Annotated in this window: 21 protein-coding genes and 1 tRNA gene; 12 read left to right on the top strand and 10 right to left on the bottom strand. The window is 64.1% G+C overall.

Annotation, left to right across the window (positions count from 1 at the left end; genetic code table 11):
* Positions 1 to 61: 61 nt before the first annotated feature.
* Positions 62 to 736, top strand: coding sequence for a YitT family protein (locus tag HMI59_RS17705; RefSeq protein WP_227471439.1), 675 nt, complete (start codon positions 62 to 64; stop codon positions 734 to 736).
* On the opposite strand, the gene HMI59_RS17700 is transcribed toward HMI59_RS17705, so the two are convergent.
* The 6 genes from HMI59_RS17700 to HMI59_RS17675 form a co-directional block, all read right to left on the bottom strand.
* Entirely contained in the window at positions 703 to 1533 is an 831-nt protein-coding gene (locus HMI59_RS17700; RefSeq protein WP_193592041.1) for an Fpg/Nei family DNA glycosylase, read from the bottom strand. The genes HMI59_RS17705 and HMI59_RS17700 overlap by 34 nt on opposite strands.
* Positions 1526 to 6541: a DNA glycosylase AlkZ-like family protein gene (locus tag HMI59_RS17695; protein WP_193592040.1), complete on the bottom strand. Its 5016-nt coding sequence runs from the start codon at positions 6539 to 6541 to the stop codon at positions 1526 to 1528. Before HMI59_RS17695 ends, HMI59_RS17700 begins: the two co-directional genes overlap by 8 nt.
* 55 nt (positions 6542 to 6596) lie before the next feature.
* Positions 6597 to 7238 (bottom strand): DUF4232 domain-containing protein, encoded by a 642-nt coding sequence (locus tag HMI59_RS17690; RefSeq protein WP_193592039.1) that lies wholly within the window; start codon positions 7236 to 7238, stop codon positions 6597 to 6599.
* A 103-nt stretch (positions 7239 to 7341) separates the two neighbouring features.
* Complete coding sequence (locus HMI59_RS17685; RefSeq protein ID WP_193592038.1) at positions 7342 to 8070, bottom strand: YcnI family protein; 729 nt, start codon at positions 8068 to 8070, stop codon at positions 7342 to 7344.
* 106 nt (positions 8071 to 8176) lie between these two features.
* The gene (locus HMI59_RS17680) at positions 8177 to 8794 is read right to left on the bottom strand and encodes a hypothetical protein (protein ID WP_193592037.1); all 618 of its coding nucleotides are present in this window, start codon (positions 8792 to 8794) and stop codon (positions 8177 to 8179) included.
* A gap of 43 nt (positions 8795 to 8837) precedes the next feature.
* On the bottom strand, positions 8838 to 9623 hold the full coding sequence (locus tag HMI59_RS17675; protein WP_193592036.1) for an RNA polymerase sigma factor: 786 nt from the start codon (positions 9621 to 9623) through the stop codon (positions 8838 to 8840).
* Positions 9624 to 9719: 96 nt separating this feature from the next.
* Here HMI59_RS17675 and HMI59_RS17670 point away from each other — a divergent pair, with 96 nt between their 5' ends.
* Positions 9720 to 10712, top strand: a complete 993-nt coding sequence (locus HMI59_RS17670; RefSeq protein WP_193592035.1) for an Lrp/AsnC family transcriptional regulator — start codon at positions 9720 to 9722, stop codon at positions 10710 to 10712.
* On the opposite strand, the gene HMI59_RS17665 is transcribed toward HMI59_RS17670, so the two are convergent.
* Both HMI59_RS17665 and HMI59_RS17660 read right to left on the bottom strand, forming a co-directional pair.
* Positions 10709 to 11974 (bottom strand): hypothetical protein, encoded by a 1266-nt coding sequence (locus HMI59_RS17665; RefSeq protein ID WP_193592034.1) that lies wholly within the window; start codon positions 11972 to 11974, stop codon positions 10709 to 10711. The two genes, HMI59_RS17670 and HMI59_RS17665, sit on opposite strands and share 4 nt — an antisense overlap.
* Before the next feature lie 92 nt (positions 11975 to 12066).
* Entirely contained in the window at positions 12067 to 13560 is a 1494-nt protein-coding gene (locus HMI59_RS17660; protein WP_193592033.1) for a glycosyltransferase family 39 protein, read from the bottom strand.
* Positions 13561 to 14075: 515 nt separating this feature from the next.
* On the opposite strand from HMI59_RS17660, the gene HMI59_RS17655 reads away from it, so the two are divergent.
* From HMI59_RS17655 to HMI59_RS17645, 3 genes are read left to right on the top strand one after another with little or no spacing between them, the layout of a single operon-like run.
* Positions 14076 to 14300 carry a hypothetical protein gene (locus HMI59_RS17655; protein ID WP_193592032.1) on the top strand — a complete coding sequence of 75 codons (225 nt, stop codon included), beginning with the start codon at positions 14076 to 14078 and terminating at the stop codon, positions 14298 to 14300.
* Between the two features lie 18 nt (positions 14301 to 14318).
* On the top strand, positions 14319 to 14861 hold the full coding sequence (locus HMI59_RS17650; protein WP_193592031.1) for a hypothetical protein: 543 nt from the start codon (positions 14319 to 14321) through the stop codon (positions 14859 to 14861).
* Positions 14842 to 15093 (top strand): hypothetical protein, encoded by a 252-nt coding sequence (locus HMI59_RS17645; RefSeq protein WP_021471549.1) that lies wholly within the window; start codon positions 14842 to 14844, stop codon positions 15091 to 15093. The genes HMI59_RS17650 and HMI59_RS17645 overlap by 20 nt, the downstream gene beginning before the upstream one ends.
* 200 nt (positions 15094 to 15293) lie before the next feature.
* Here HMI59_RS17645 and HMI59_RS17640 read toward each other — a convergent pair.
* Positions 15294 to 15383 (bottom strand) — tRNA-Ser (locus HMI59_RS17640).
* Between the two features lie 114 nt (positions 15384 to 15497).
* Between HMI59_RS17640 and HMI59_RS17635 the strand changes: the two genes are divergently transcribed.
* The 3 genes from HMI59_RS17635 to HMI59_RS17625 are packed head-to-tail and all read left to right on the top strand — an operon-like array spanning position 15498 to position 17951.
* Positions 15498 to 16511, top strand: a complete 1014-nt coding sequence (locus tag HMI59_RS17635) for a zinc-binding alcohol dehydrogenase (protein WP_193592030.1) — start codon at positions 15498 to 15500, stop codon at positions 16509 to 16511.
* Between the two features lie 3 nt (positions 16512 to 16514).
* Positions 16515 to 16913, top strand: a complete 399-nt coding sequence (locus tag HMI59_RS17630) for a 6-carboxytetrahydropterin synthase (protein ID WP_193592029.1) — start codon at positions 16515 to 16517, stop codon at positions 16911 to 16913.
* Positions 16914 to 16922: 9 nt separating this feature from the next.
* Positions 16923 to 17951 carry a glycosyltransferase family 4 protein gene (locus HMI59_RS17625; RefSeq protein WP_193592028.1) on the top strand — a complete coding sequence of 343 codons (1029 nt, stop codon included), beginning with the start codon at positions 16923 to 16925 and terminating at the stop codon, positions 17949 to 17951.
* Positions 17952 to 17976: 25 nt separating this feature from the next.
* Here HMI59_RS17625 and HMI59_RS17620 read toward each other — a convergent pair whose 3' ends face one another.
* Complete coding sequence (locus tag HMI59_RS17620) at positions 17977 to 18489, bottom strand: nucleoside deaminase (protein WP_193592027.1); 513 nt, start codon at positions 18487 to 18489, stop codon at positions 17977 to 17979.
* A 22-nt stretch (positions 18490 to 18511) separates the two neighbouring features.
* On the opposite strand from HMI59_RS17620, the gene upp reads away from it, so the two are divergent.
* From upp to HMI59_RS17600, 4 genes are read left to right on the top strand one after another with little or no spacing between them, the layout of a single operon-like run.
* Entirely contained in the window at positions 18512 to 19147 is a 636-nt protein-coding gene (gene upp / locus HMI59_RS17615) for a uracil phosphoribosyltransferase (RefSeq protein WP_021474806.1), read from the top strand.
* A 47-nt stretch (positions 19148 to 19194) separates the two neighbouring features.
* The gene (locus HMI59_RS17610; protein ID WP_021474805.1) at positions 19195 to 19572 is read left to right on the top strand and encodes a VOC family protein; all 378 of its coding nucleotides are present in this window, start codon (positions 19195 to 19197) and stop codon (positions 19570 to 19572) included.
* A gap of 34 nt (positions 19573 to 19606) precedes the next feature.
* Positions 19607 to 20311, top strand: a complete 705-nt coding sequence (locus HMI59_RS17605) for an HAD-IA family hydrolase (RefSeq protein ID WP_193592026.1) — start codon at positions 19607 to 19609, stop codon at positions 20309 to 20311.
* A 38-nt stretch (positions 20312 to 20349) separates the two neighbouring features.
* Positions 20350 to 21741, top strand: a complete 1392-nt coding sequence (locus HMI59_RS17600) for a pyridoxal-dependent decarboxylase (RefSeq protein ID WP_021474559.1) — start codon at positions 20350 to 20352, stop codon at positions 21739 to 21741.
* Positions 21742 to 21773: the final 32 nt, after the last annotated feature.

Genomic DNA, 21773 nt, shown 5'->3' with positions numbered 1-21773 from the left:
CAGTCCAGTATTTCAAACTGGCTATGGATTACAAGGCCAGTTTTCGTGAATTATGGGATTCATGATGACCCGAAGACTCACCCAACTCCTGCTCGGACTGGCCATGTATGGCATATCTCTGGCGATGTTCATTCGAGCCGGCCTTGGCCTTGATCCTTGGGATGTGTTCCATCAAGGACTCTCGGAGAAGACGGGCCTCAGCATTGGGATGGTGGTGATCGTGGTGAGTTTCCTGGTGTTGCTCCTCTGGATCCCGCTGCGGCAGATGCCCGGTATTGGAACGCTGGCGAACGCGGTCCTGGTGGGCCTCTTTGCGGATCTGGGCTTGTGGCTGATCCCGGAGTTCTTCCATCTTGGCGGCCAGATCGCCCTGCTGGCGGGAGCGGTGGCGCTCAATGGCATCGCTTCGGCCTGCTACATCGGAGCCCGTCTGGGGCCCGGCGCCCGCGACGGCCTCATGACCGGCCTCGTGCGGCGGACGGGATGGTCCGTCCGGCTGGTGCGCACCGGAATCGAGGTCACCGTGTTGGCGATAGGTTGGCTGCTTGGCGGATCGGTGGGTGTTGGCACGGTGGTTTACGCCCTGGCCATCGGTCCACTCGTTCAGTTGCTGCTGCCGAGGTTCATGGTCCCGGAGGGCAAGACTGATGCGGAGCCGGGTGTCGCCGCAGGGGCGGTGCTGACGCAGTCTGCGGCGTCGTTTCAGGGCGCCGGCTGGCACCGCGGGCAGAAGTAAATGTCCCGCTCTTCGGTACCGTCGGGTCCCGCGAGGAGGCCGTGCCGGATCTGCGTACCGCAGCGCCGGCAGGGCTGGCGGGTCCTGCCGTACACCCAGTAACCGGGACGCATGGCACGCGGGCCCAGCGTAGTCCGACGCCCGGGCCCAAGGTTCTCACCGAGGAGGCGCTTGGCATCCGTGACGATCTTTGCAAGGTCAGGGACCTCGCCCACGGGTAGCGCTGGATGGACGCCGGACAGGAAACAGGAATCACAGCGGTAGATGTTGCCGATTCCGGCCAGCTTGCGTTGATCCAGCAAGGCGAAGCCAATGGGCACGTCCGGTTCGGCCTGCAACCTCCGCAAGGCCTCCTTTTCGTCCCAGTCCGGGCCCAGGAGGTCAGGCCCGAGGTGGCCAACAATTTTCCCTTCGTCGCTGGTGGGCACGACGTCCAGGATGCCCAAGGAGAACCCCACCGCGTCCGCCACGGGCGTTCTCAGCACACAGCGGGCGGTATAGCCAGGCTTCGTCCATCGGCCCCCGGGCGCATAGACCATCCATGAGCCCTCCATCTTGAGGTGCGAATGGATGGTCAACGCCCGCGGTTTCTTGCTGGCACCGGGCAGGGTGTCTTCCGGCCCCTCCAGACGCATCAGCAGATGCTTCCCGCGGGGCACCACCTCCACCATGGTCCAGCCCGACAGGTTCAGTGTGGCAAACCGGGGAACCCTGAAGTCTGAAGCGGTGAGGACCTGCCCTGCCAAGGCCTCGTGGAGCTTGTGTGCTGCCCGCCAAATGGAGTCTCCCTCAGGCACGGATACGCAGTCCCTTCGGTGTGGAGTAGGCGCCGGCGGCAGCCAATGCCACGGCTATGGGGGTCTCCAGGAGATCGTGGCCGTTCACTTTTTCCATGAAGAGTTTGTCCACGGCGCCGCGGCGCACTACGCCCACCAAGGCCTCGGCGGCCACGGTCAAGGCAGCCTCGTCGTGGCTGAAGGTGAGCAGGGTCTTGCCGCCGCGTTCGACGTAAAGCACTAACGCGCCGTCGACCATCACCACCAAAGCTCCGGCCTTCCTGCCCGGGCGGTGTCCCGATCCGGCTTCACCGGCCACACCCGGCCACGGGAGGGCGGCGCCGTAAGGGTTCGCCGGGTCCGTTGCCGCCAAGGCCAACGCTAACGGCTCGGCCTTGGAGATCCGGGCGTCTTCCGTGAAGGACCGCAGCCTGTCCACTGTGGCAGGCACCGCGAATTGGGCCGCGCCAAGGTGCTCAATGAAGTAGCCCCGGCGGCACCGTCCTGCCTCTTCCAACCGGGCCAGGACCTTGTACATCAACCCAAACCCGCCCAGGATGTTCTCGGCCATCACGGACCCGCGCGTCACCACTCCGTACCTGTCCAGCAGGAGTTCCGCGGTACCGCGGGCATGGATGGTGGGGTCGAGCTCCGGGGCGGGAAGCGCGGACCAACGCCCGACGGCGAGCGGCGGCGTGGGTGCCGACGCAGCGGTTGAACCGTAGCGTCCGCCGCTCAATCCCGGCGAGCCAAGGAGGCCTGCACCGTGGCGACCCAAACGGCTCATGCGCGGTGCACGGGCCCTCGGGGCTTTCGCAACTTGCCGGTGGGCCGTCCGTCCTCCGGCGATCATGGCACGGACGGGGGCAAAGGTATCCCCGGTAACCCTGCCGGCCCACACCAGGTCCCACAGCGCTGAGACGACGGCGTCGTCACTGAGCACGGCGTCCATACCCCCGGCAACGTCCGTTAGTTGTCGGAAGAAGTAGCCACCGCCGGCACTCAGATAGTCCAGCAGGCGTTGCTGGGCATCGCCGGGTTCGAAGTCCGGCGAGGGATTCAGGGTCAGCTCGGCGGAGTCCGCAACATGAAGGCTGATCCATCCGTCATTGCCGGGCAACTGACCGGCTCCGGACCAGAGCAGTTCCCCCGCTGCCATGAGTTCATCGAGCATCGCAGGTTTGTAGTCGGCCACCCTGCTGGCCAGCACCAGCGGTTCCCAAGCCGATGCCGGGACGGGAACCCCGGACAGCTGGTCCACGGCAGTGATGATGCCATCCAGACCCCGCAGGGCCGAGCCCCTCGACTTTCCTTGGGCACTGACGTTTTGCCATGCGGGAAGGAAGCGACCGTAAGCGGCGGCGTCCACCGGTTCCACTTCCGCCCGCAACGCAGCGAGGGAGCGGCGCCGCAATTTCCGCAAGACCTCGGCGTCACACCATTCGCTGGCAGGAGGAGCTTCCGGGCCCATCAACTCGGGATCGGTGGTTTCAGGGTCCTGGGTTGCGGCGACGGCGTGGGGTCGGAACTCACCCTCCACAACCCTGCCGTCTGCAGCCAGCCGCTTCAGGGCAGTATTGACGACGGCGACGCCCAGTCCCAGCCGCGTCGCCGCTTCGGCCGCAGTGAATGGTCCATGCGTGCGGGCGTAACGGGAAACGAGGTCTCCCAGCGGGTCCTGCACGGGTTCGATAAAGGCCAGCGGCACACCCATGGGGAGGGGAACGCCGATTGCATCGCGAAGCCGCGCCGCATCTTCAATGGCAGCAAAGCGTTCGACGCCGCCGATAGTCACCTTGAGGGCGCGGTTGGTCTTCTGCAATGCCAAAAGGTGCTGCTCTGCTTCGGCGGGAGTTCCGGGAGGAAGAGCCTTGTCTTCGGTGAGTTCCTGGTCCTCCGCGTGGTCCTGAAACTGTTCCTGGTTCAGCAGCTGTTCCTGCTCCTGAACCAGTTCCTGCCCTTGCAGACGCTCGGCTACTTCCTTCACGTCGAGCGGACCCAGGAGCCGGAGGAGGTCCGCAATGCCTTCCATCCCACGAACCCGACGATCCGGAACCAGCCGTTGCAGCTCCCGCTCGGTGGAATCGATGACTGCCGCGTCCAGGAGCTCACGGAGTTCCACCCTGCCTAGGAGCTCGTTCAGGAGGGTGGAGTCGAGGGCCAGTGCCGCAGCCCTGCGCTCGGCCAGGGGGGAGTCGCCCTCATAGAGGAACTGGGCGACATAGCCGAACAACAGTGATTTGGCGAAAGGAGATGGCTGCTGCGTAGTGGTTTCGACGATCCGCAATTCCCTGCGTTCCACGGAGGCTGCGATGTCCTTGAGCGCCGGGAGATCGTAGACGTCCTGCAAGCATTCGCGCACGGTTTCCAGCACGATGGGGAACGACGGGTACTTCTTGGCGACGTCCAGCAGCTGGGCGGAACGCTGGCGTTGCTGCCACAGCGGTTGCCGTTTGGTGGGGTTTTGACGCGGCAGCAGCAAGGCCCGGGCAGCGCATTCCCGGAAACGCGACGCGAAGAGAGCGCTGCCGCCAACCTCTGCGGTGACAATTTGTTCCAGTTCCTCCGGATCGAAGAGGAACAGCTCCGCGCCGGGAGGTTCGTCTTCCATCATGGGTACCCTGAGCACAATGCCGTCATCGGCAGCCATTGCCGATCCGTCCAAGCCGTAACGCTGCTGGAGTCTCTGACCCACAGCAAGGGCCCACGGCGCGTGGACCGGCATGCCGAAGGGGCTGTGAAGGACCACCCTCCAGTCACCCAGTTCATCGTGGAAGCGTTCCACCACCAGCGTTCGGTCGCTGGGCACAACCTCGGTGGCCTGCTTCTGTTCCTCGAGGTACTGAATCAGGTTATTTGCCGCAAAGGTGTCCAGGCCGCTGGCCTGGCAGCGTTCCATGGCCGGGCCGGAGTCAGCTGCCGAAAGTTCCCGGATGAACGCGCCCAGTGCACGTCCAAGGTCCACTGGGCGGCCCAGGGAGTCACCCTTCCAGAACGGCAATTTGCCCGGCTGGCCGAAGGCGGGGGAGACGAGGACACGGTCGTGCGTGATGTCCTCGATTTTCCAGCTTGTTGCTCCGAGGGCAAAGACGTCCCCGACCCGGGATTCGTAGACCATTTCCTCGTCGAGCTCGCCCACGCGGCGGCCGCCCTTGGCTGCACGGGCCGATGGGCTCGGGCCGTCGCTGTCAGAGCCACCGGATGAACCGGTCCCTTCAACTTCCGTGCCGATGATGTACACCCCGAAGAGGCCGCGGTCGGGAATGGTGCCACCGGACGTGACTGCCAGCCGCTGGGATCCGGGCCGGCCCTCAATGGTTCCCGCATGGCGGTCCCACACGATGCGGGGCCGCAGCTCGGCAAACTCATCGGAGGGGTACCGGCCTGCCAGGAGGTCCAGGGTGGCCTCGAACGCTGACCGGGGGAGGCTGGCGAACGGCGCCGAGCGGCGAACGGTGCTGAACCATTCCTCGACGTCGATGCTCCCCAACGCGGTGGCCGCGACGGTCTGCTGGGCAAGGATGTCCAGCGGGTTGGTGGGGATGCTCAGCCGCTCTATCTGTCCACTGAGCATCCGCTCCACCGTGACGCTCGTGTGGAGGAGGTCGGCCCGGTGCTTGGGGAAGAGTACGCCCTCGGAGATTTCGCCTACTTGGTGCCCGGCACGCCCGACGCGCTGAAGGCCGCTGGCAACCGAGGGCGGGGACTCTACCTGGATGACAAGGTCCACCGCGCCCATGTCGATGCCCAGTTCCAGGGAAGACGTTGCAACAACACAGCGCAGCCTGCCGGATTTGAGGTCGTCCTCGATCATGGCCCGTTGGTCCTTGGACACTGAACCATGGTGGGCCCTGGCCAGAACGGGATCGCTTCCGCTGGTGCTGCCCGCCTGGGCCATCATGTGCGCGGGGGTTGCGGTGGAAACCGGTGCCTTGACGGGAGACGCAACCACGGCGTCATCTCCGGCGCCCCAGTCCTCCGTATTCCCGGCAGCCGGCTCAGCCCACGGTGAACCCGCCTCCGCCATAAGTTGCCGTTCCGCGTAGATCTCGTTCAACCGGGCGGTCAGCCGCTCCGAAAGGCGACGTGAATTGGCAAAGACAATGGTGGACTGCTTGGAGAGGACCAGATCCACAATCTGCTCCTCAACGTGCGGCCAGATGGAAGCTTGCGGCTGCAATCCGGAAGCCGGCCCGGAATCGAACGCGCCGGCAGCACCCTGGAGGTCCGACATGTCCTCAACAGGCACGGTGACCGTCAGGTTCCAGTTTTTCTTGGAAGGGGGAGCAACGATCTCCACCGGAGCCTGACCGGCAAGGAATTGGGCCACCAGCTCGCGCGGCTGCACGGTGGCGGACAACCCGATGCGTTGAGCGGGCTTGGGCAATAGCGCGTCCAGGCGTTCCAGCGATACAGCGAGATGGGCACCGCGCTTGGTGCCGGCAACAGCGTGGACTTCGTCGATGATCACGGTGTCCACTTCGCTGAGCGTCTCCCGTGCACGCGACGTCAGCATCAGGAACAGGGATTCCGGCGTTGTAATGAGGATGTCCGGAGGGTTGGACAGCAGCGACCGGCGGTCTGCCGCCGTCGTATCTCCCGAACGGACGCCAACCGTCACCAGCGGTGCGGGCAGGCCCAAACGCTTTGCCGTTTGCGTGATGCCGATCAGCGGGGCGCGGAGGTTGCGTTCCACGTCCACGCCGAGAGCCTTGAGCGGCGATATATAGAGGACGCGGGTCTTGGTCTTGGGACGCTTGGCGCGGCCCTTGGCCGGCGCCGGAACCTCCTCAAATCCCGGCAAAGCATCCGACGGGGCAGCGTGCAGCCTGTCCAACGCCCAGAGGAACGCGGCCAAGGTCTTTCCCGAACCGGTGGGGGCTACCACCAAGGCATGGGAGCCGGAGGAAATGGCATTCCACGCGCCATCCTGGGCGGCCGTGGGCTCACTGAAAGCGCCGAGGAACCATTCCCTGGTTGCCTGGCTGAAACGGCTCATGGCGCCTGTGGACGCCTGCTGCTCCTGCATTCCTCCATCATGCCCCACGGCCCGGACATAATAAGCCCGGCCCGTGGGAGGCGGTTTAGACCGCTTGGAATGCGGTGATGCTCAAGAGCTTGATCCCCATGTTGCTGCAGGCATCGTGGGGTTCGGCGACGAACAGGGATGCTGTGTCTTCGGGCGGGTAGATGCGGTATCCCGCTGCCGGGACCTTGGTGCAGTCGCCGTAGTTCCCGGCCTGCGTGTACCGAAGCTCCGCCCATGCGGACTTGCCGGGGGCCAGCTCGATCTTAGTGACGGGCGTGGTTGTTTCCCGCGTGGCCGGTTCGCCAATGGGATCTCCCGTGGCGTTGGCCGTGAGGGACACCCCGGCGAAGCCTTCCAGGACACAGGTTGCCGGGCCTGAGTTGGTCAGAATCAGTTTCTCGTAGATGCTTCCGGCAGCGCCGCCACCGGTGGCGTCCGTTGTTGCAGTCAACGAGTCCGCCTTGCACAAGGCGGGCGCGGCCGGAGCGGCGGACGTGGGGGCTGCCGACGGTGAGGTGCTTCCGGACGGAGCAGCCGACGTCGACGACTGCGAGGGCGAAGCGGACGGCGTGGATGAACTTGGCGGTGCGCTACTGGTCCCCGAAGGGCTCGGGCTGGGCCCGCAGGCGGCCAGCATCAGCAGCGAGGCAGCCGCCGTCGTCGTCAAAAGTCCGGTCTTGATGCGCTGAGTCCACATGGGCACCAGCCTTGCTGCGGCCGTGGCGGGAGTCAATTGAGCCACGGCGACCGCGACGGATTGGCGCCCGGATTGTGATCTTCCGGGCGCCAACCGTGCAGCGTTACTTGGTTGTTGTGCCCGTCTTTGCGGTCCGGCTGCGGAGGAACGCCGCGCCTCCCAGAACCAAGCCGGCCAAGCCGGCGATCAAACCGGCCCAACCAAGTGCGGTCGAGTCGTCGCTGGTCACGGAAGCGGCCTGCTCAGTGGTTTCCGTTGACGCGCCGTGGTGGTCGCCGGACGAGTCGGCGGGGGTGATGGTCACCGAGGGGGCAGGAGACTTGAGGCCATCCTCTTTCTGGCCAGCCTTGGGAACTTCGGACCAATCCACCTGGCCCTGCTCGCAGGTCTGCAGCGTGGGGAAGTAGATGGTCTTGCCCGCCGCGTCAGGCAGTTTGACCGACAACACCAAGGCATCCCGCAGGTGCGGATCCAGCGGGGTCTTGGCCGTGTAGACGATCTGGCCGGTGCGCTTGGTGATGCTGGTCCCGTCGTCCAGCTTCTTCGGTGCGTCGAGGGTTTCGGTCACCTTCTCAACAGTCCAGTTGGGGTTCACCGTGGGCTGCGCGTCCGTCAGTTCCTCAGGCAGCGTGATGGTCACCTTCGTGGTGGGGGAGGTATCGCAGCCGTGCGGAATGCCAAAGGTGACCAGCGCGTAGGAGTTCGCGGCGGTCTTGTTCGGATCGGCGCCGACGTGTGCGGACGCCCCGGCCAGTCCGGCCATCATCAGGGCAGCGGTGGCACCGGCTGCGGCGGTCGTGGACAGGGCACGGCGGAGTACGGGCTTGTTCATGGGAATGCCTTTCAAGGTGCGCCTCTAAAGCGGCGCCGGGTACAGGTTTTTAGCCCGTCACCTCACAAGGCTTTTGCTTGTTGTGAACTGTGGGTGCCGGGCGGAGTCAGGAATGCACGACGGCGGCCGGCGGGCCGCGCCGGCTGTCTTGCCTGAGGTTGCGCCACGGGCGGGGGATGAAAACCACGGGTGCGCCGACGGCGAGTGGCGTGGCGCCGGCGTCGGGCTTGAAAAGCAGCGTGGGCAGTACAGCAAGCGGCCGGAGCCAGGCTGCAAGCTGCCACAGCGCATCCTCGCCCTTCGACAAGGCAACTGCGGACGCGACGGTGGCCAGAGCGTGGGCCACCAGCATGAGGGCTCCGGCGGCAGTTCCCGGATCATGAAGGTGGGCAGCGGGGTCCAAGGCGGGTGTCAGGAGCTCGGTTCCCGCGTGGTGACTGCCTTGTGGTCCGGCAGCACCCACCGGTGCAAAGGCGCTGAAAGCGTCGTGCAGGACGAACTGGCTCGCGCCCAGAAGCGCGGACATAGCCACCAGGTTCAGCTTGAACCGGGAAGCGAAGGTGGTGGCCAGGCCCGTTACGGCAACCAGCGCCAAGAGGACCGGGAACGTGGGGAGTTCACCGCCGCCGGCAACGTGGGCACTTGCGGCCAGCAGCACGATCACCGTGGCGATCGCCGAAGAGCGCAAGGCATGGAAGGGAGTCCGGTGCTGCAGAGTGCGCACTGTGTCCTCCCTGTGTTGGCCGGCTGCTTGGGCACCTCCGATTCTATCGGGATTTCTGGAAAGGGCGGGCGGAGTGTTCATGCGAGGACGGCCTCAGGGTGCGTTCGATCTCCAGAAGCTCGGACAGTGCCTCGGCGCAGTGCAGGCAGCCCGCCAGGTGGCTTTCTGCCCGCCTCCTGCCGGCGGCGGTCGCCGAGTCCCGCGCCAACCGCGCCAGAAGCTGCGAGATTTCGGAACAGCCTTTGCCGGCGGGCTGGCGGACGTGTGCCTGGAGATACGCCTGGCGGAGACCCTCGCGGGCACGGATCAGGAGTGAGGCAACTCCGTTGGGGTTCACCCCCACGTATTCTCCCGCCTCGGTGTGCCTCATCCCCTCAATGTCCACGCACCACAGCACCCGTTGCCATCGGGTGGGGAGCGAACGGAAGGCCCGCAGCAGGGTGGCTGATTCGAACAGTGCGACGAAGGCGTCTGCCTCCTGGCTTGTTTGCGCGAGCGCCCTGTCCCGGTCAAAGGCCGCCCGGCGCCTGGCGCCGGCGTTGCGTTGGTGGGCCATCCGGCGCGTCGTGGTCAGCACATAGGAGCGGAAGTACGCGTTCGGTCCTTTGCCGGCTTCCAAGGCCACGAGTACGGCCAGGAAGGCTTCGGCAACAACATCGTCCACGTCGCTGAGGTTGTCTGCCTCCCTGCGTGCCACGTAAACGGCTGCATTTTTATGGCGTCTGTAAAGTTCATCGAATGCGGACAGGTGTCCTTGCCGGACGAGTTCTATCAGGTGATTGTCGCGGGCATTGGGGGAGTCGGCGGCTGCAGTGGTTGGGGGTTCCACACGTTGCCTTTCAGGGTCGGGGCGAGCGGCCCAAACCTAGGAAGAGCATGATTGGATTCACCGAAGATGCAGGAAAGTGGGAAAAACGGACTGCCCATGCAGGATTTCGATTTCGACGAGCGTGACCTGAGGCTTTTGCATGCCCTCCAAGTGAGGCCCAGGGCACCATGGACGGCTTTGGCTCCAGTGGTTGGCGCCGACGCCGTCACGCTTGCACGAAGGTGGAACGTCCTTCAGGACCGAGGGCTCGCCTGGATGACGTCCTACAAAGGATCCGGGGCCAGGTTTGTTGGTGCCATCATCGACGTCACGTGTGCGCCGTCCATGATGTCGGCAGTCATTCAAGATCTGGTCCGCGACCGGGAGGTGGTTTCCGTCGACCAAACCGCCGGAGCCCGCGACCTTATTCTTACGGTCTTCTGCAGTACCGACGCCGAACTTTCCACGTTCCTCCTGGACCGGATTCCCGCAGTGGAGGGGATCACCAGCACGCGTACGCACCGGGTCACCAGGATGATCACGGATGCACGGAAGTGGCGTCTGAGGTCCTTGGCGACTGACGAAGTGCGGGCGCTCGAAAGGGCTGTGCCGTTGCCAACTCCGCGGGCCTCGGCAGTCAGTGCCGAGGTCGAGAAGGATTTGGCCGGGATCCTGCTGATGGACGGCAGGGCGTCCGTGGCCGACCTTGCCCGATTGCTGCGTATCAGCCCTACAAGGGCAAAGACCGCGCTGGCCAACGTCCTGGGTTCGCAAAGGGTGGTGGTCCGGCTGGAACTGGCGCGGACATCCTCACCCTGGCCGGTCTGCGTCTGGTACTTCCTGAGCGCCCCGGCGTCGAAGGTCGACATTGTCGCCGCCAGCCTGGCCGGATTGAACGAAGCGAGGCTGGTTGTCACGACGGGAGGCACGCACTCCATCGCGATGGCGGTGTGGTTGCGCGGAGTCGAGGACATGGCTGTGCTGGAGCGCCAACTCGGCGAGCAGCTGCCCTACGTGGAGATCGCCGACCGGTCAATTGTGCTGCGGACACCGAAGCACATGGGCAAGCGCCTGGACACGGACGGCCGGCGGATTATCCAGGAGATTTAGACTGGCGGTTTTCGGGATCGTTCCGGGTACTGCAGGGCTCGGGTTTCTTGGATGGCTTTTTTGTAGTCATTCACGGTGACCCTGCCTTCGCCATGTTCTCCCTCCTCGAACAAACATGCTTCGAAGCCAAACAAGAACATCGTCATGCCGCATTCCTTGGCATATCGCGGGGCTCTTCGCAGCTGATCGGAAAGGCTGTCTGAGCGCGGCGAACCTCCCGTAAATGGCCAGTCCGCCGGGCCGGGGTTTTCCCCCACCAATCCCAGGCCGGCGCGTCGGGCCAAGGCGCTCGTGTACCTGTGGGACGACCACAACGAGGCACTGTCCTGCAGCACATCCTCGTCGTCGCTGGGGAGGCATTGGTCCTGGGGAGGCAAGGCGTTGCGTGCTTCGACGGCGGAAATGTCGTCCAGGCCTGTGAAATCCACGTCCACACCCGGCAACGTTGACAGGACCGCGAATTGGGCGGGGTAGTCCAGGCCCCGTTCCTGGGCACCGTCGGGATTGGCCCGCCCGTCCAGACCTCCTTTGATGGCTTTCGCCTTATCCGCCGGCAGGACCCCGCGGCCGGCAACCGGCACGTGCACTCGTCCCTGATATCCGAGCTCCCTTAGTTCGTGTATCTGCCATGCCACCGCATCGACCACGGATCGGGCGTACCAGTCCCACCATCCCTGGACCTGCCCTTCAGTCACTGAAATCCCGTTCCATGTTTGTGAGCCCGGAACCCACCCCGGCATTGGGGACGGTGATACGCCTTCAGCCAGACCTTTGCCGGACTGCGGGGCGTCACCAAATGCCCAGAACTCGCCTTCACGTCCGCCATCGTCAGGCCCCGGATACCCCAGCTCCCCACCGGCATTCGTGCCTACGCGTATGGCTGCGATGCCATTGAATCCCAGCTCCGGAAGGATGCCTGCCATGTATTCATGGGCGGCGTCCCGGACCTTGGCGCTGAACACCAGCTCGGCCCCGGCTTTTTTGGGAGTGCCTCCTGCGCTTCCCTTCAGGGAACCGCCGGGCAGTTTTCGCACCCACTTGGGCGGGTAGTGCATGCCGGGGGACAGCACGACTTGCATGCCGGCGTCACGACAGTCGGCCAGCTGTTGTTGTACCTGGGCAACATAGTGGCGGTCCACGCGCCTATCCACTGGCTGGTAGCGATCCCAGGCCAACGGCAGCTCAACCACGGAAATTCCGGCGTCTCGGAGCGCGGCGAGTCGATCGGGAGCGCACGTGGCACCCAAAACCCCAAAGGACATGGAGCCCGGAATGCCCTGATCGGGCCCAACGCTGCATCCGGCGCCCGCACTTGCCATCGTCACCGCCAACACAGTCGAGAGGATCCGGCGATTCACCGGTACCCGCCGCTGATCGGGGGGAGAATCAGTCCTCCGGCCACCGCGGCGTCGAGTTTTGTTCGGTCCAACTGCCAAACGACCGTGTCCCCGGACGTCGGGCCGGTGAATGTGAAAACGGGCCGTGCGTTGTTTTTGAGCCAGTCCAGAAGCTCAGGTGCCGCAAAGCCGTAGCCCTCGCCCAACTGCCGTCCTTGGGTCAGAACGTACTGGGCACCTCCATCCCTGAGGGACTGCAGGGATGGCAGGACTTCCCAACTTTCATGCGGCAGTAACGCGAACTCGCCTGTCACGGAGGTCAGGCCCACCTTCGAGGACACGGGCAGTTCGGTGTTCATCCAATCCCGTGCACGGACAAGGCCGTCATCCACGACTGACCTGGCCTGTATCCCCAGCGCGAGACTGAGCACGACCATCAATGTGGAGGCCGTGACGGCGGTCCAGCGAAGCCGGGGGAGCCAGTCGACCACCATCATGACCGCCACGGGCGTTGACGCCAGTGCCGCCAGCACCACGCAGTAGCCGAATTGTTCCTCTGCCGCTCCAAAGAAGACCGAGTAGATACCTACCAAACCCGTCAGCAGAGAGAACAAACCGATCACGCGACGTTCCGCCAGAGGGGAAAAGGCGGCGATTGCACCAGCAACAATCGAAAGCCCCAACAGTACATAGCTGGTTCCGAACCGGCCCACCATGTCCATAAGCCGGTCCGTCAAGGTGACACCCGGCACTGAATTAAAGCCGCTCATCTGGACAGCGCCGGCCATCCTCAGGACACCCACCGACTTCTGGTCCACGAACTGCGGCAGCAGCCCGCTGGCGGTAATCCAACCAAGATAAATTGCGTAAGGGACCATGGCCGCGGCGATGACTCTCATGGCGGTCAGCGGGGGAACGGTGTTGCGCCAGAACACGCCGAGCAGCAGCGGGACCACCGTGAACACTACGGTCATATCTTTCGTGACGATGGCGAGCCCGAAGACCAGTCCGGCGCAGATCTCAAGCCACAGGCGTGCGGCCCGCCACTTGCGATTAACCAACAGCAACACCAGGAGCCACCCTGAAAGGACTGCCAGGCCAGCGGGTGGCTCCATCATGAGCCGCCCGTCCATGCGCAGCACAAAGGGGTCACTGGCCAGGACGATGCCGGCCAGCGCAGCGGGCCCCGTCCCAACCAGACGGCGGACCACAAGAAAACAGACAACCACTGTCACTGTTCCGAGGACAGTGTTGACCCAGCGCAGTTGCAAGGCCAGATCCAAGGGGTGTCCTTCAAGGCCGCATAGGCGCATGACCAAAGCGTTGAGAGCGTAGGAGCCTGGGGGATGAAGGAAAAAGGGTTTGCCCAGAATGGATGGCATGTGGCCATCTGCTATCTGCCCAGCCAAGTCTGCGTAGGTCACTTCGTCGATAAACACATCGTTTGCGCGCTGAACGCCGGATGCCCGAAACTCCAAGGCAAGGAGTCCCAACAACACTGCCACCCACATGGGTTGCCGAATTACCCTTTGGATCAGGCTGGCGGGCTGTGGCTTGCTCGTTTCCGATGCCGGTGCACGTGGCTTAAGCGAGTTGATGATGCCCTCCAAAGTGGTGTTCGCATGGGGCGGGTGCTGTACCTACATCCTGCGAAGTGCAAAGATCGGGCTTCGCAGCTCGGCTGGAAGCCCCTCACTTATGTGCAAGTGCGGACATCCGGGAATCCGTGACGCGGGAATTGCGTCCATTTCGTCGCTACAGGTAAGCGCAGTAGGTGCCCTGGGCGGCAACGGCGGGGATGCAGTCGTGGCCGCCGTGGTCAGCGAACACGTCATGTCTTTCGCCGCATTGTGGACAACTGCAGCATCTGGCTCGGTTGCTGCCGGGCTGTTGGTATTGTCATGTTCGATGCTTTGGCGCTGGTGTTTCTGCGGAAACACACATGACTTGAAGTGCCTGCCGGTTTTCTCTTTGGGGCCGGTGAGCTATGGAGGCATGTTGGCAGCAACGACTGAGAGTTGGATAAGTGCCCGATTTCGATCTTCCGCCTCTCTATGAGGTCGGCCCTGAGTATCTTCTCCGGGAAGACGGCAAGCTGCCCAAACAATTTGAAGCTGAACTGGAATTGGTCAGCACCCTGCGCTTGAACGGAATACTTAACTTTGCGGCCCCTATCCTGGGCGCGGTGAATCCGGAAGGCTGCAAGGTCATTGCCAATGCGATCGCCAAGCACGCCGACGAAGTGAAATAGCCCAACGGCACCGGCCATATGGACGAGCAGCAGATACAGCAGATAGTCGACCGGGTGGTCGCGGCGCTTGAAGGCTTGAAGCCGGGTCCGGCACAGGACTGGCAGGTTTGGGGCGCCTTTGGTTCCTATGCGACACTCTTGGCGGCCGTCGTGGCGTTCCTGATCGGTTGGTGGACCATCAGGCAAAAACGCGAGGCCGATGCCCGGTCGGAGTGGTGGCGCAGGACCCAATGGGCGCTGGAGGCATCCGCGTCAGATAACGATGAGATGTATTCCTACGGGACCGGAATGCTGGATCTTCTTGCCCGAAGCGAGTTGGCTACTCCGAAAGACAAAGAACTCCTGGATGCCGTGTGGGAAGTCACCGACACTGAGATGCAGGACGATAGCATTGAGCAACTCATCGACGAGGCTTCCAAGCTCAACGGCCTTAATGAGGAAGAGAAGGCTATTGTTCGGAGTTTCTATAACGTAGACGACCCTCCTGTTACGGGAGAGAATGAGGACAAGAACCAGTCCAGGAACCAGCGGGAGGAGGCAGATGGCTCCGCAGACAGATAAAGACAGAGCTCGCAAAGAACAGGTGTTCAAGAAATTGCGCCGTGAGATTCTGGCAGCACGGCTGAAGGTTACCCTGGACGAGCAGTTGAACCGGAAGACTTCGCCCGCTCAGAAGCGGCTGTCTGAAATGAAGTTGCCACCGATCACCAGGTCTACCGTCACTCCGATCAAGCGGACACCTAACTACACAGTCAAGTCACAGAATCAGACCGGCCGGCGAGTAGCCAGCTAAGCCCGAATTCTTCAGTCCATCGGCGGCAGGCCCAGAAATTCATGCTCGCGCCGCCGCATGAGCTGGTAAGGCAGTGCTCTTGTGCCGCGAAACCCGCGTAGATCAGCACCGCGCCAAGGAGCTGTGCCCACCAGCCTGATTCGAGCAAAGCAAAAGGCCCCGGTTCCCTTGTAAACAAAGGGAACCGGGGCCTCGCTATATGGCGGTGACGGTGGGATTTGAACCCACGTTGGCTGTTACACCAAACAACATTTCGAGTGTTGCACCTTCGGCCGCTCGGACACGTCACCAACTGAAATAGGGTACCGGAGTAGGGCCCTGTTCCCCAAAACGGCCGTCTCCGCAGGGACGGATCAAGGGTCAACTTCCGTCCCGCGCACAGCAACGATAGATTCATAAGCATCATGACGATCTCTCAGGACCAGGGCGAGCACCGCCCGGACACAGCGCAGGCCTACTGGGTTACGGAATCGGGCCACGGGGAACTCCGTAGGGAAGCCATCGAAGCCCCGCAGGACGGCGAAGCGCTGGTCCGAACGCTGTACTCGGGCGTCAGCCGGGGGACGGAGCGCGTGGTGCACGAGGGTCGCGTTCCGGAGCGGGTTGCGGACCTGATGCACGCGCCCCACCAGGAAGGCGACTTCCCGGGCCCGGTGAAATACGGCTACCTGAACGTTGGCGTCGTGGAGCAAGGCCCGGAAGGATGGCTGGGCAAGACTGTCTTCGCACTCCACCCGCATCAGGATTACTTTGTCCTTCCCGCCAGCCAGCTCACTGCCATCCCGGAGGATGTCCCGGCACGGCGTGCTGTACTGACCGGCATTGTGGAAGTCGCCATCAACGCTATTTGGGAAGCCGGCCCGCGGCTTGGTGATCGTGTTGCCGTCGTCGGCGGCGGTTTGGTGGGTGGCGTCCTGGCGACGCTCCTGCGCAAGTATCCGCTGGACCGGTTGGAACTCGTGGACGCCGATCCCGGCAAGGAAGAACTCGCCCGGAAGCTGGGCATCCGGTTCGCAGCCCCAACTGAAGCCATGGACGACTGCGACATCGTCTTCCACTGTTCCGCCTCCGACGAGGGCCTCAAGCTCAGCCTCCAACTGGCCGGTGACGACTCGGACGTGATCGAACTTTCGTGGTTCGCCGACAAGGAAGTCATCCTGCCCCTCGGCGAGGATTTCCACGCCCGTCGGCTCAACATCCGCTCCAGCCAAGTGGGCGCCGTAGCCCTCCCAAGGAGGCACCGGAGGACCAACAGCCAACGCCTGCAGGAAGCAGCGAACCAGCTGAAGGACCCGCTCTTCGACACGTTCATCACCAGTGAGTGCACGTTCCAGAACCTGCCCAGCATGCTTGTTAAGTTGTTCGAACGGCCCGGTGGCTTCTGCCACGTGGTCGCCTACCCGCAGCCGGAGGAATAAGACATGTTCAGCCTGACCGTTCGACGCCATTTCATGGTCGCCCACAGCCTTCCCCGGGAGGCATTTGGCCCGGCCCAGGGCCTGCATGGGGCCACCTTCGTCGCCGAGGTGACGTTCCGCCGTCGTGAACTTAACGACGACGCAATCGTGCTGGACATCGGCGCCGCCGGCGGCATCCTCGAGGAAATCCTCGCCGACCTGAACTACAAGAACCTGGACGAACACCCGGCGTTCAAGGGCAAGCTCTCCACCACGGAAGCGCTCGCCAAGCACATTGCCGACGTCATGGCAGCCCGCATTAAGGGCACCGAGGACGGTCCCGCGCTGTCCGGCATCGACGTTGTCCTGCGCGAAAACCCGGACGCTTGGGCGGGCTACTCACTGGAGCTCCCGGGCAACTAGGCCAGGCACGTGGACATCCGCTTCGTCGTCCCGGGCAACGTCCGGCACGGGTCCGGCGGCAACAAATACAACGCCGCGCTCGCACAGCACCTGACCGCTCTCGGCGCTCAGGTTGAGACAGTAACCGTCGACGGCGACTGGCCGGTGGGCAGCGAAGCGGACCGGAAACGTTTCGCGCAAGCGCTCGACGGCGGCACAACAGTGATTGCCGACGGCCTGGTTGCGAGCGGGGCGCCTGATGAAGTGGCGGCCGCGGTCCTTTCGGGAACCAACACCTGGATCCTGTCGCACATGGCGCTGGCGGATCACCCGCAACTCGAGGGGAAGGCGCTTGCTGCAGCCAGCGGCGTGATCTGCCCAAGCGAGCATGCGGCCAGCGAGCTGCTTAGCAGGCACGGGGAACTGGAGATCGCCGTAGCAAGGCCCGGAGTTGAGCCGGGGATCATCGCGGCCGGCTCGGATCCGCTGCGCATCGTGGCCGTGTCAGCGTTGCTGCCCAACAAGCAACAGACAATGCTCGTCGAAGCGCTCAGTCAATTGACGGACCTGCCGTGGAGCGCGGTACTGGTTGGTTCGCTGGCTGCGGACCCGGCCTACGCAGCGAAGGTGCGGGCCGCCGTCGAACATCACGGACTGGAAAACCGGGTGACCTTCACCGGTGAGCTGGGAGGGGAAGCCCTCGAGGACCAATGGCACATGGCCGACCTCAGTGTGCTGATCTCCACATCCGAGACGTTCGGCATGGTGGTTGTCGAGTCACTGGCGCATGGAGTTCCGGTGCTGGTACGGCAGGGGACCGGTGCCGTGGAGGCGTTGGGTGGGAGCGGTGCAGGAGCTGCCTTGGATCCCGACGCCCCCGGAGCCTTGGCCGAAACGCTCAGGACGTGGCTCACTGACGCGGAGCTACGCCGGACGTGGCGGGACGCGGCCTTGGCAGCCCGTGGGCGGCTTCAGAGCTGGGAGACTACTGCCCGGACCGTTCTTAAGGCCATCGAGATGACAGTTAATGCCAATCCCGAGGCCTCCGATTGGCATTAAGTGCCATCTCGCGGGCGGACCGGGCTCAGGGCACCCGGTGAGCGGCAAAAAAATCCCTCAGCAAGCCTGAGCATTCTTCCTCGCGCACACCCGCGTAGACCTCCACCCAGTGGTTCAGGCGGCGTTCACGGAGAATGTCGAACACCGATCCGACGGCCCCGGCCTTCTCATCCCACGCGCCGAATACGACCCGCGGAATCCGGGCCAGGACAATTGCACCGGCGCACATTGCACACGGTTCCAAGGTGACCACGAGCGTGCAATCCTCAAGCCGCCATCCGTCGCCGTCAGCTCCGGATTCAGCAGCCCGCCGGCGCAGTGCGGCGGCCGCCTGCCGGATAGCCACAACCTCCGCGTGCGCGGTCGGGTCCCCGTGCGCCTCCCGTTCGTTTCGCCCGGAACCCAGCACGCCGCCGTCGGGCCCCAGGATGACAGCCCCGATCGGAACATCGTCGGTTTCCAAGGCGCGCCGTGCTTCATCCAGGGCAAGGCCCATCCATGCCAAGTGATCTGCGTGATACGGCTCGGTAGGGCTCATGCCTCAATGATAGTTTTGGGGGATGCGCACACTCGTCGTGGACCACCCGCTGGTCGCTCACAAGCTCACCGTACTGCGGGACAAGAACACCCCCTCACCGGTCTTCCGGCAGCTCACCGAAGAACTCGTGACCCTCCTGGCCTACGAGGCCACCCGCGAGGTCAAGACCCAACCGGTGGAGATTGAAACCCCGGTCACCAAGACCATCGGCACCGCTTTCACCAAGCCCACACCACTGGTTGTCCCTATCCTCCGCGCCGGACTGGGCATGCTCGAAGGCATGACCAAGTTGGTCCCGACGGCGGAGGTCGGGTTCCTGGGCATGGCCCGCGACGAGGAAACCCTTGACATCATCACCTACGCCGAGCGCCTCCCCGAGGACCTGACGGGGCGCCAGGTATTCGTCCTGGATCCCATGCTCGCAACCGGTGGCACCCTGCGCGAGGCCATCAAGTTCCTGTTCAAGCGTGGAGCCTCGGACGTCACGTGCATCTGCCTGCTGGCCGCTCCGGAGGGCCTGGCCAAGCTGGAAGAGGAACTCGCCGACGCCAACGTCAACATTGTTCTGGCGTCCATTGACGAGAAACTCAACGAGAAGTCGTACATCGTCCCCGGTCTCGGCGACGCGGGCGACCGCCTGTACGGGATCGCCGGCTAGGCATAGACCCCTATTACTTTCCGTCGTGCCCCGCTAGCCTGTGGCGCATGGACTGGAAACTTGAACTGGTGTTTGTCCCTGTGTCCGACGTCGATCGCGCGAAGGATTTCTACGTCAACAAGGTCGGTTTCAACGCCGACTACGACGAACGACCTTCCGACGGCGTCCGCTTCGTCCAGCTCACTCCTCCGGGTTCGGCGTGCTCCATCGCCATCGGAGAAGGGTTGTCGGACGCACCTCCAGGCACCGCTCCGAGCCTTCAAATGGTGGTGGCGGACATCAATAAGGCCCATGAACAGCTCAAGGCCAACGGGGTGGACGTCAGCGATGTCGACGTCCAGGACTGGGGCCACTTTGTGTACTTCGCCGATCCCGACGGCAATAAGTGGGCGGTGCAGTACCTCCCACAGCGGCCCAACGGGTAACCAATGCAGGCTCACTGTGCGGCAGGATGGAACCATGATCCTTCCTGCCGCACAGCCTGATCCGGGACATTCCCGGCAAACCCTCACCGTTCGCGCCGTCCTCTTTGACATGGACGGAACGCTGGTGGATTCGACGGCCGTAGTAGAGCAGGTCTGGCTGGAATTCGCAGAACGCTACGGGCTTGACTACACCGAGATCCTGCGGACCTCCCACGGCGTCCAGGCCGGCGACACGGTGCGCCGGTACGCCCCGGCGGATTCCGACGTCGTTGCCCTCACCGCCGAACTGGGCGAGATGGAACGCAACCGCACAGACGGCATCATTGCCTTGCCGGGAGCTGAGGCCCTGCTCGAAGCTCTTCCGGACGAGGCCATCGCACTGGTCACTTCGGCCGACCGCATCCTCGCCGATATCCGCATGCAGGCCGCCGGACTCGCCATGCCTTCGACGGCGGTCACCGCCGAAGCCGTAACACGCGGCAAGCCGCATCCGCAGGGATACCTCAAAGCCGCGGCTTTGCTCGGTGCCGACCCGGCCGACGTCGTGGTTTTCGAGGACGCACCCGCAGGCATTGCCGCAGCAAGGGCCGCCGGGATGCGGACAGTGGTTGTAGGCAAGGCCGCCGCGCACCAAGCGGAACTGGAACCTGGCATGTGGCGGATTCCCGACTACTCGGCGGTGGCTGTTGAGACCGTGAGGCACGACGACGGCGGCCACGTCATCACGCTCACGTTCTAGCCCTGTTCCACCCGCCCGGGCGGGAGTAGGCTGTGCGCATGTCAGCGTTGCCGGAGGCATACGGTGCTGCATTGGAGCGTGCCATGGTGCACGCCACCAATTGGCTCGCGTCGGTGCCCACCCGTTCAGTCCGCCCAAAGTCCGACGCCGACCAGGTCGCCGCAAGCATCCTGCCGCGGCTCCCCGACGAACCTGCCGATGCCGCCGCCGTCGTTGATGAGCTGGCTGCACTGGCCGAACCGGGACTGATGGCCATCCAGTCCGGACGTTTCTACGGCTGGGTCATGGGCGGCACCTTGCCGGCTGCCATGGCGGCGGATTGGCTTGTCTCCGCGTGGGACCAAAACGCGGGCCTGCGTTTTGCCACCCCGGCGGCGGCAGCGATCGAGGAGTCTGCGGCCGATTGGTTGCTTGACTTGTTGCACTTGCCCGCCACCTCCGACGTCGGCTTCACCACGGGGGCCACGACCGCCAACTTCGTCGGGCTTGCCGCGGGAAGACAGCACCTGATGGATGAGGCCGGCTGGGACCTGGAAGGCCTCGGCCTGTCCGGGGCACCGAGGATCACAGTGTTCGCGGGGCGGGAGCGGCACGCTGCGGTGGACCTCGCTTTGAGGTACCTGGGCCTGGGGACATGTGTTCCCGTGGACGCAGACAGGGAAGGCCGGATCCTGCCTGATGCGCTTGAGGACGCCATGGGAGAGCAACCCGGCCCGGCGATCGTATGCCTCCAGGCAGGCAACCTGCACTCGGGTGCCTTCGATCCCATGGCTGACTCCATCGCAGTGGCCCGCGACCGCGGGGCGTGGGTCCACGTGGACGGCGCCTTCGGTTTATGGGCGGCTGCGAGCCCGAAACTGCGGGAACGCCTGGCAGGTGTGGAGCTCGCCGATTCCTGGGCCACCGATGCCCATAAGACACTCAACGTTCCTTACGATTGCGGCCTGGCAATCGTGGCCCGCCCCGAAGCCATGAGGCGTGCCTTCAGCGTTCATACGAGTTACCTGATAGCGACGGATGCCGGGCCGGGGGACCCTTTCGAGAAAGTTCCGGAGATGTCCCGCCGCGCCCGCGGAATTCCTGTGTGGGCAGCCTTGCGCCAGTTGGGCCGGAACGGTGTCATCGACATGGTGGAGCGGCTGGCCGCGAACGCGCGGGCGCTCGCTGACGGCCTATCCTCGATCCCCGGGGTGGAAGTGCTCAATGACGTGGTGTTCACGCAGGTCTCGGTGAGTTTCGGGACCGACGAACGGACGCGCAGGATTACCCAGCGGCTCATGGCAGAAGGCGTCGTGTGGATGTCAGGGTCTTCCTGGCAGGGGCGGGATATCCTGCGGATCTCCGTCAGCAACTGGTCCACGGACGACGCCGATGTGGCGGCGTCGGTGGAAGCAGTCCGGCGTGCGGTGGAGCAGGAACCCGAAGCCTAGTTAAACGCCAAAGCCGCCCCCGTTTCCGCCAC

The sequence above is a fragment of the Paenarthrobacter sp. YJN-5 genome, assembly GCF_015040095.1.
In the GTDB taxonomy this organism is placed as follows: Bacteria; Actinomycetota; Actinomycetes; order Actinomycetales; family Micrococcaceae; genus Arthrobacter; species Arthrobacter ureafaciens.
This window is presented reverse-complemented; position numbering and strand designations above follow the sequence as displayed.

Coding starts and splice junctions, on each gene's coding strand:
- HMI59_RS17600 (WP_021474559.1), top strand. CDS start 20,350: ATGTCAGCGTTGCCGGAGGCATACGGTGCTGCATTGGAGCGTGCCATG.
- HMI59_RS17660 (WP_193592033.1), bottom strand. CDS start 13,560: ATGTGGGTGGCAGTGTTGTTGGGACTCCTTGCCTTGGAGTTTCGGGCA.
- HMI59_RS17665 (WP_193592034.1), bottom strand. CDS start 11,974: ATGTCCTTTGGGGTTTTGGGTGCCACGTGCGCTCCCGATCGACTCGCC.
- HMI59_RS17630 (WP_193592029.1), top strand. CDS start 16,515: ATGTTCAGCCTGACCGTTCGACGCCATTTCATGGTCGCCCACAGCCTT.
- HMI59_RS17635 (WP_193592030.1), top strand. CDS start 15,498: ATGACGATCTCTCAGGACCAGGGCGAGCACCGCCCGGACACAGCGCAG.
- HMI59_RS17605 (WP_193592026.1), top strand. CDS start 19,607: ATGATCCTTCCTGCCGCACAGCCTGATCCGGGACATTCCCGGCAAACC.
- HMI59_RS17690 (WP_193592039.1), bottom strand. CDS start 7,238: ATGTGGACTCAGCGCATCAAGACCGGACTTTTGACGACGACGGCGGCT.
- upp (WP_021474806.1), top strand. CDS start 18,512: ATGCGCACACTCGTCGTGGACCACCCGCTGGTCGCTCACAAGCTCACC.
- HMI59_RS17610 (WP_021474805.1), top strand. CDS start 19,195: ATGGACTGGAAACTTGAACTGGTGTTTGTCCCTGTGTCCGACGTCGAT.
- HMI59_RS17650 (WP_193592031.1), top strand. CDS start 14,319: ATGGACGAGCAGCAGATACAGCAGATAGTCGACCGGGTGGTCGCGGCG.
- HMI59_RS17645 (WP_021471549.1), top strand. CDS start 14,842: ATGGCTCCGCAGACAGATAAAGACAGAGCTCGCAAAGAACAGGTGTTC.
- HMI59_RS17620 (WP_193592027.1), bottom strand. CDS start 18,489: ATGAGCCCTACCGAGCCGTATCACGCAGATCACTTGGCATGGATGGGC.
- HMI59_RS17670 (WP_193592035.1), top strand. CDS start 9,720: ATGCAGGATTTCGATTTCGACGAGCGTGACCTGAGGCTTTTGCATGCC.
- HMI59_RS17705 (WP_227471439.1), top strand. CDS start 62: ATGATGACCCGAAGACTCACCCAACTCCTGCTCGGACTGGCCATGTAT.
- HMI59_RS17695 (WP_193592040.1), bottom strand. CDS start 6,541: ATGCAGGAGCAGCAGGCGTCCACAGGCGCCATGAGCCGTTTCAGCCAG.
- HMI59_RS17685 (WP_193592038.1), bottom strand. CDS start 8,070: ATGAACAAGCCCGTACTCCGCCGTGCCCTGTCCACGACCGCCGCAGCC.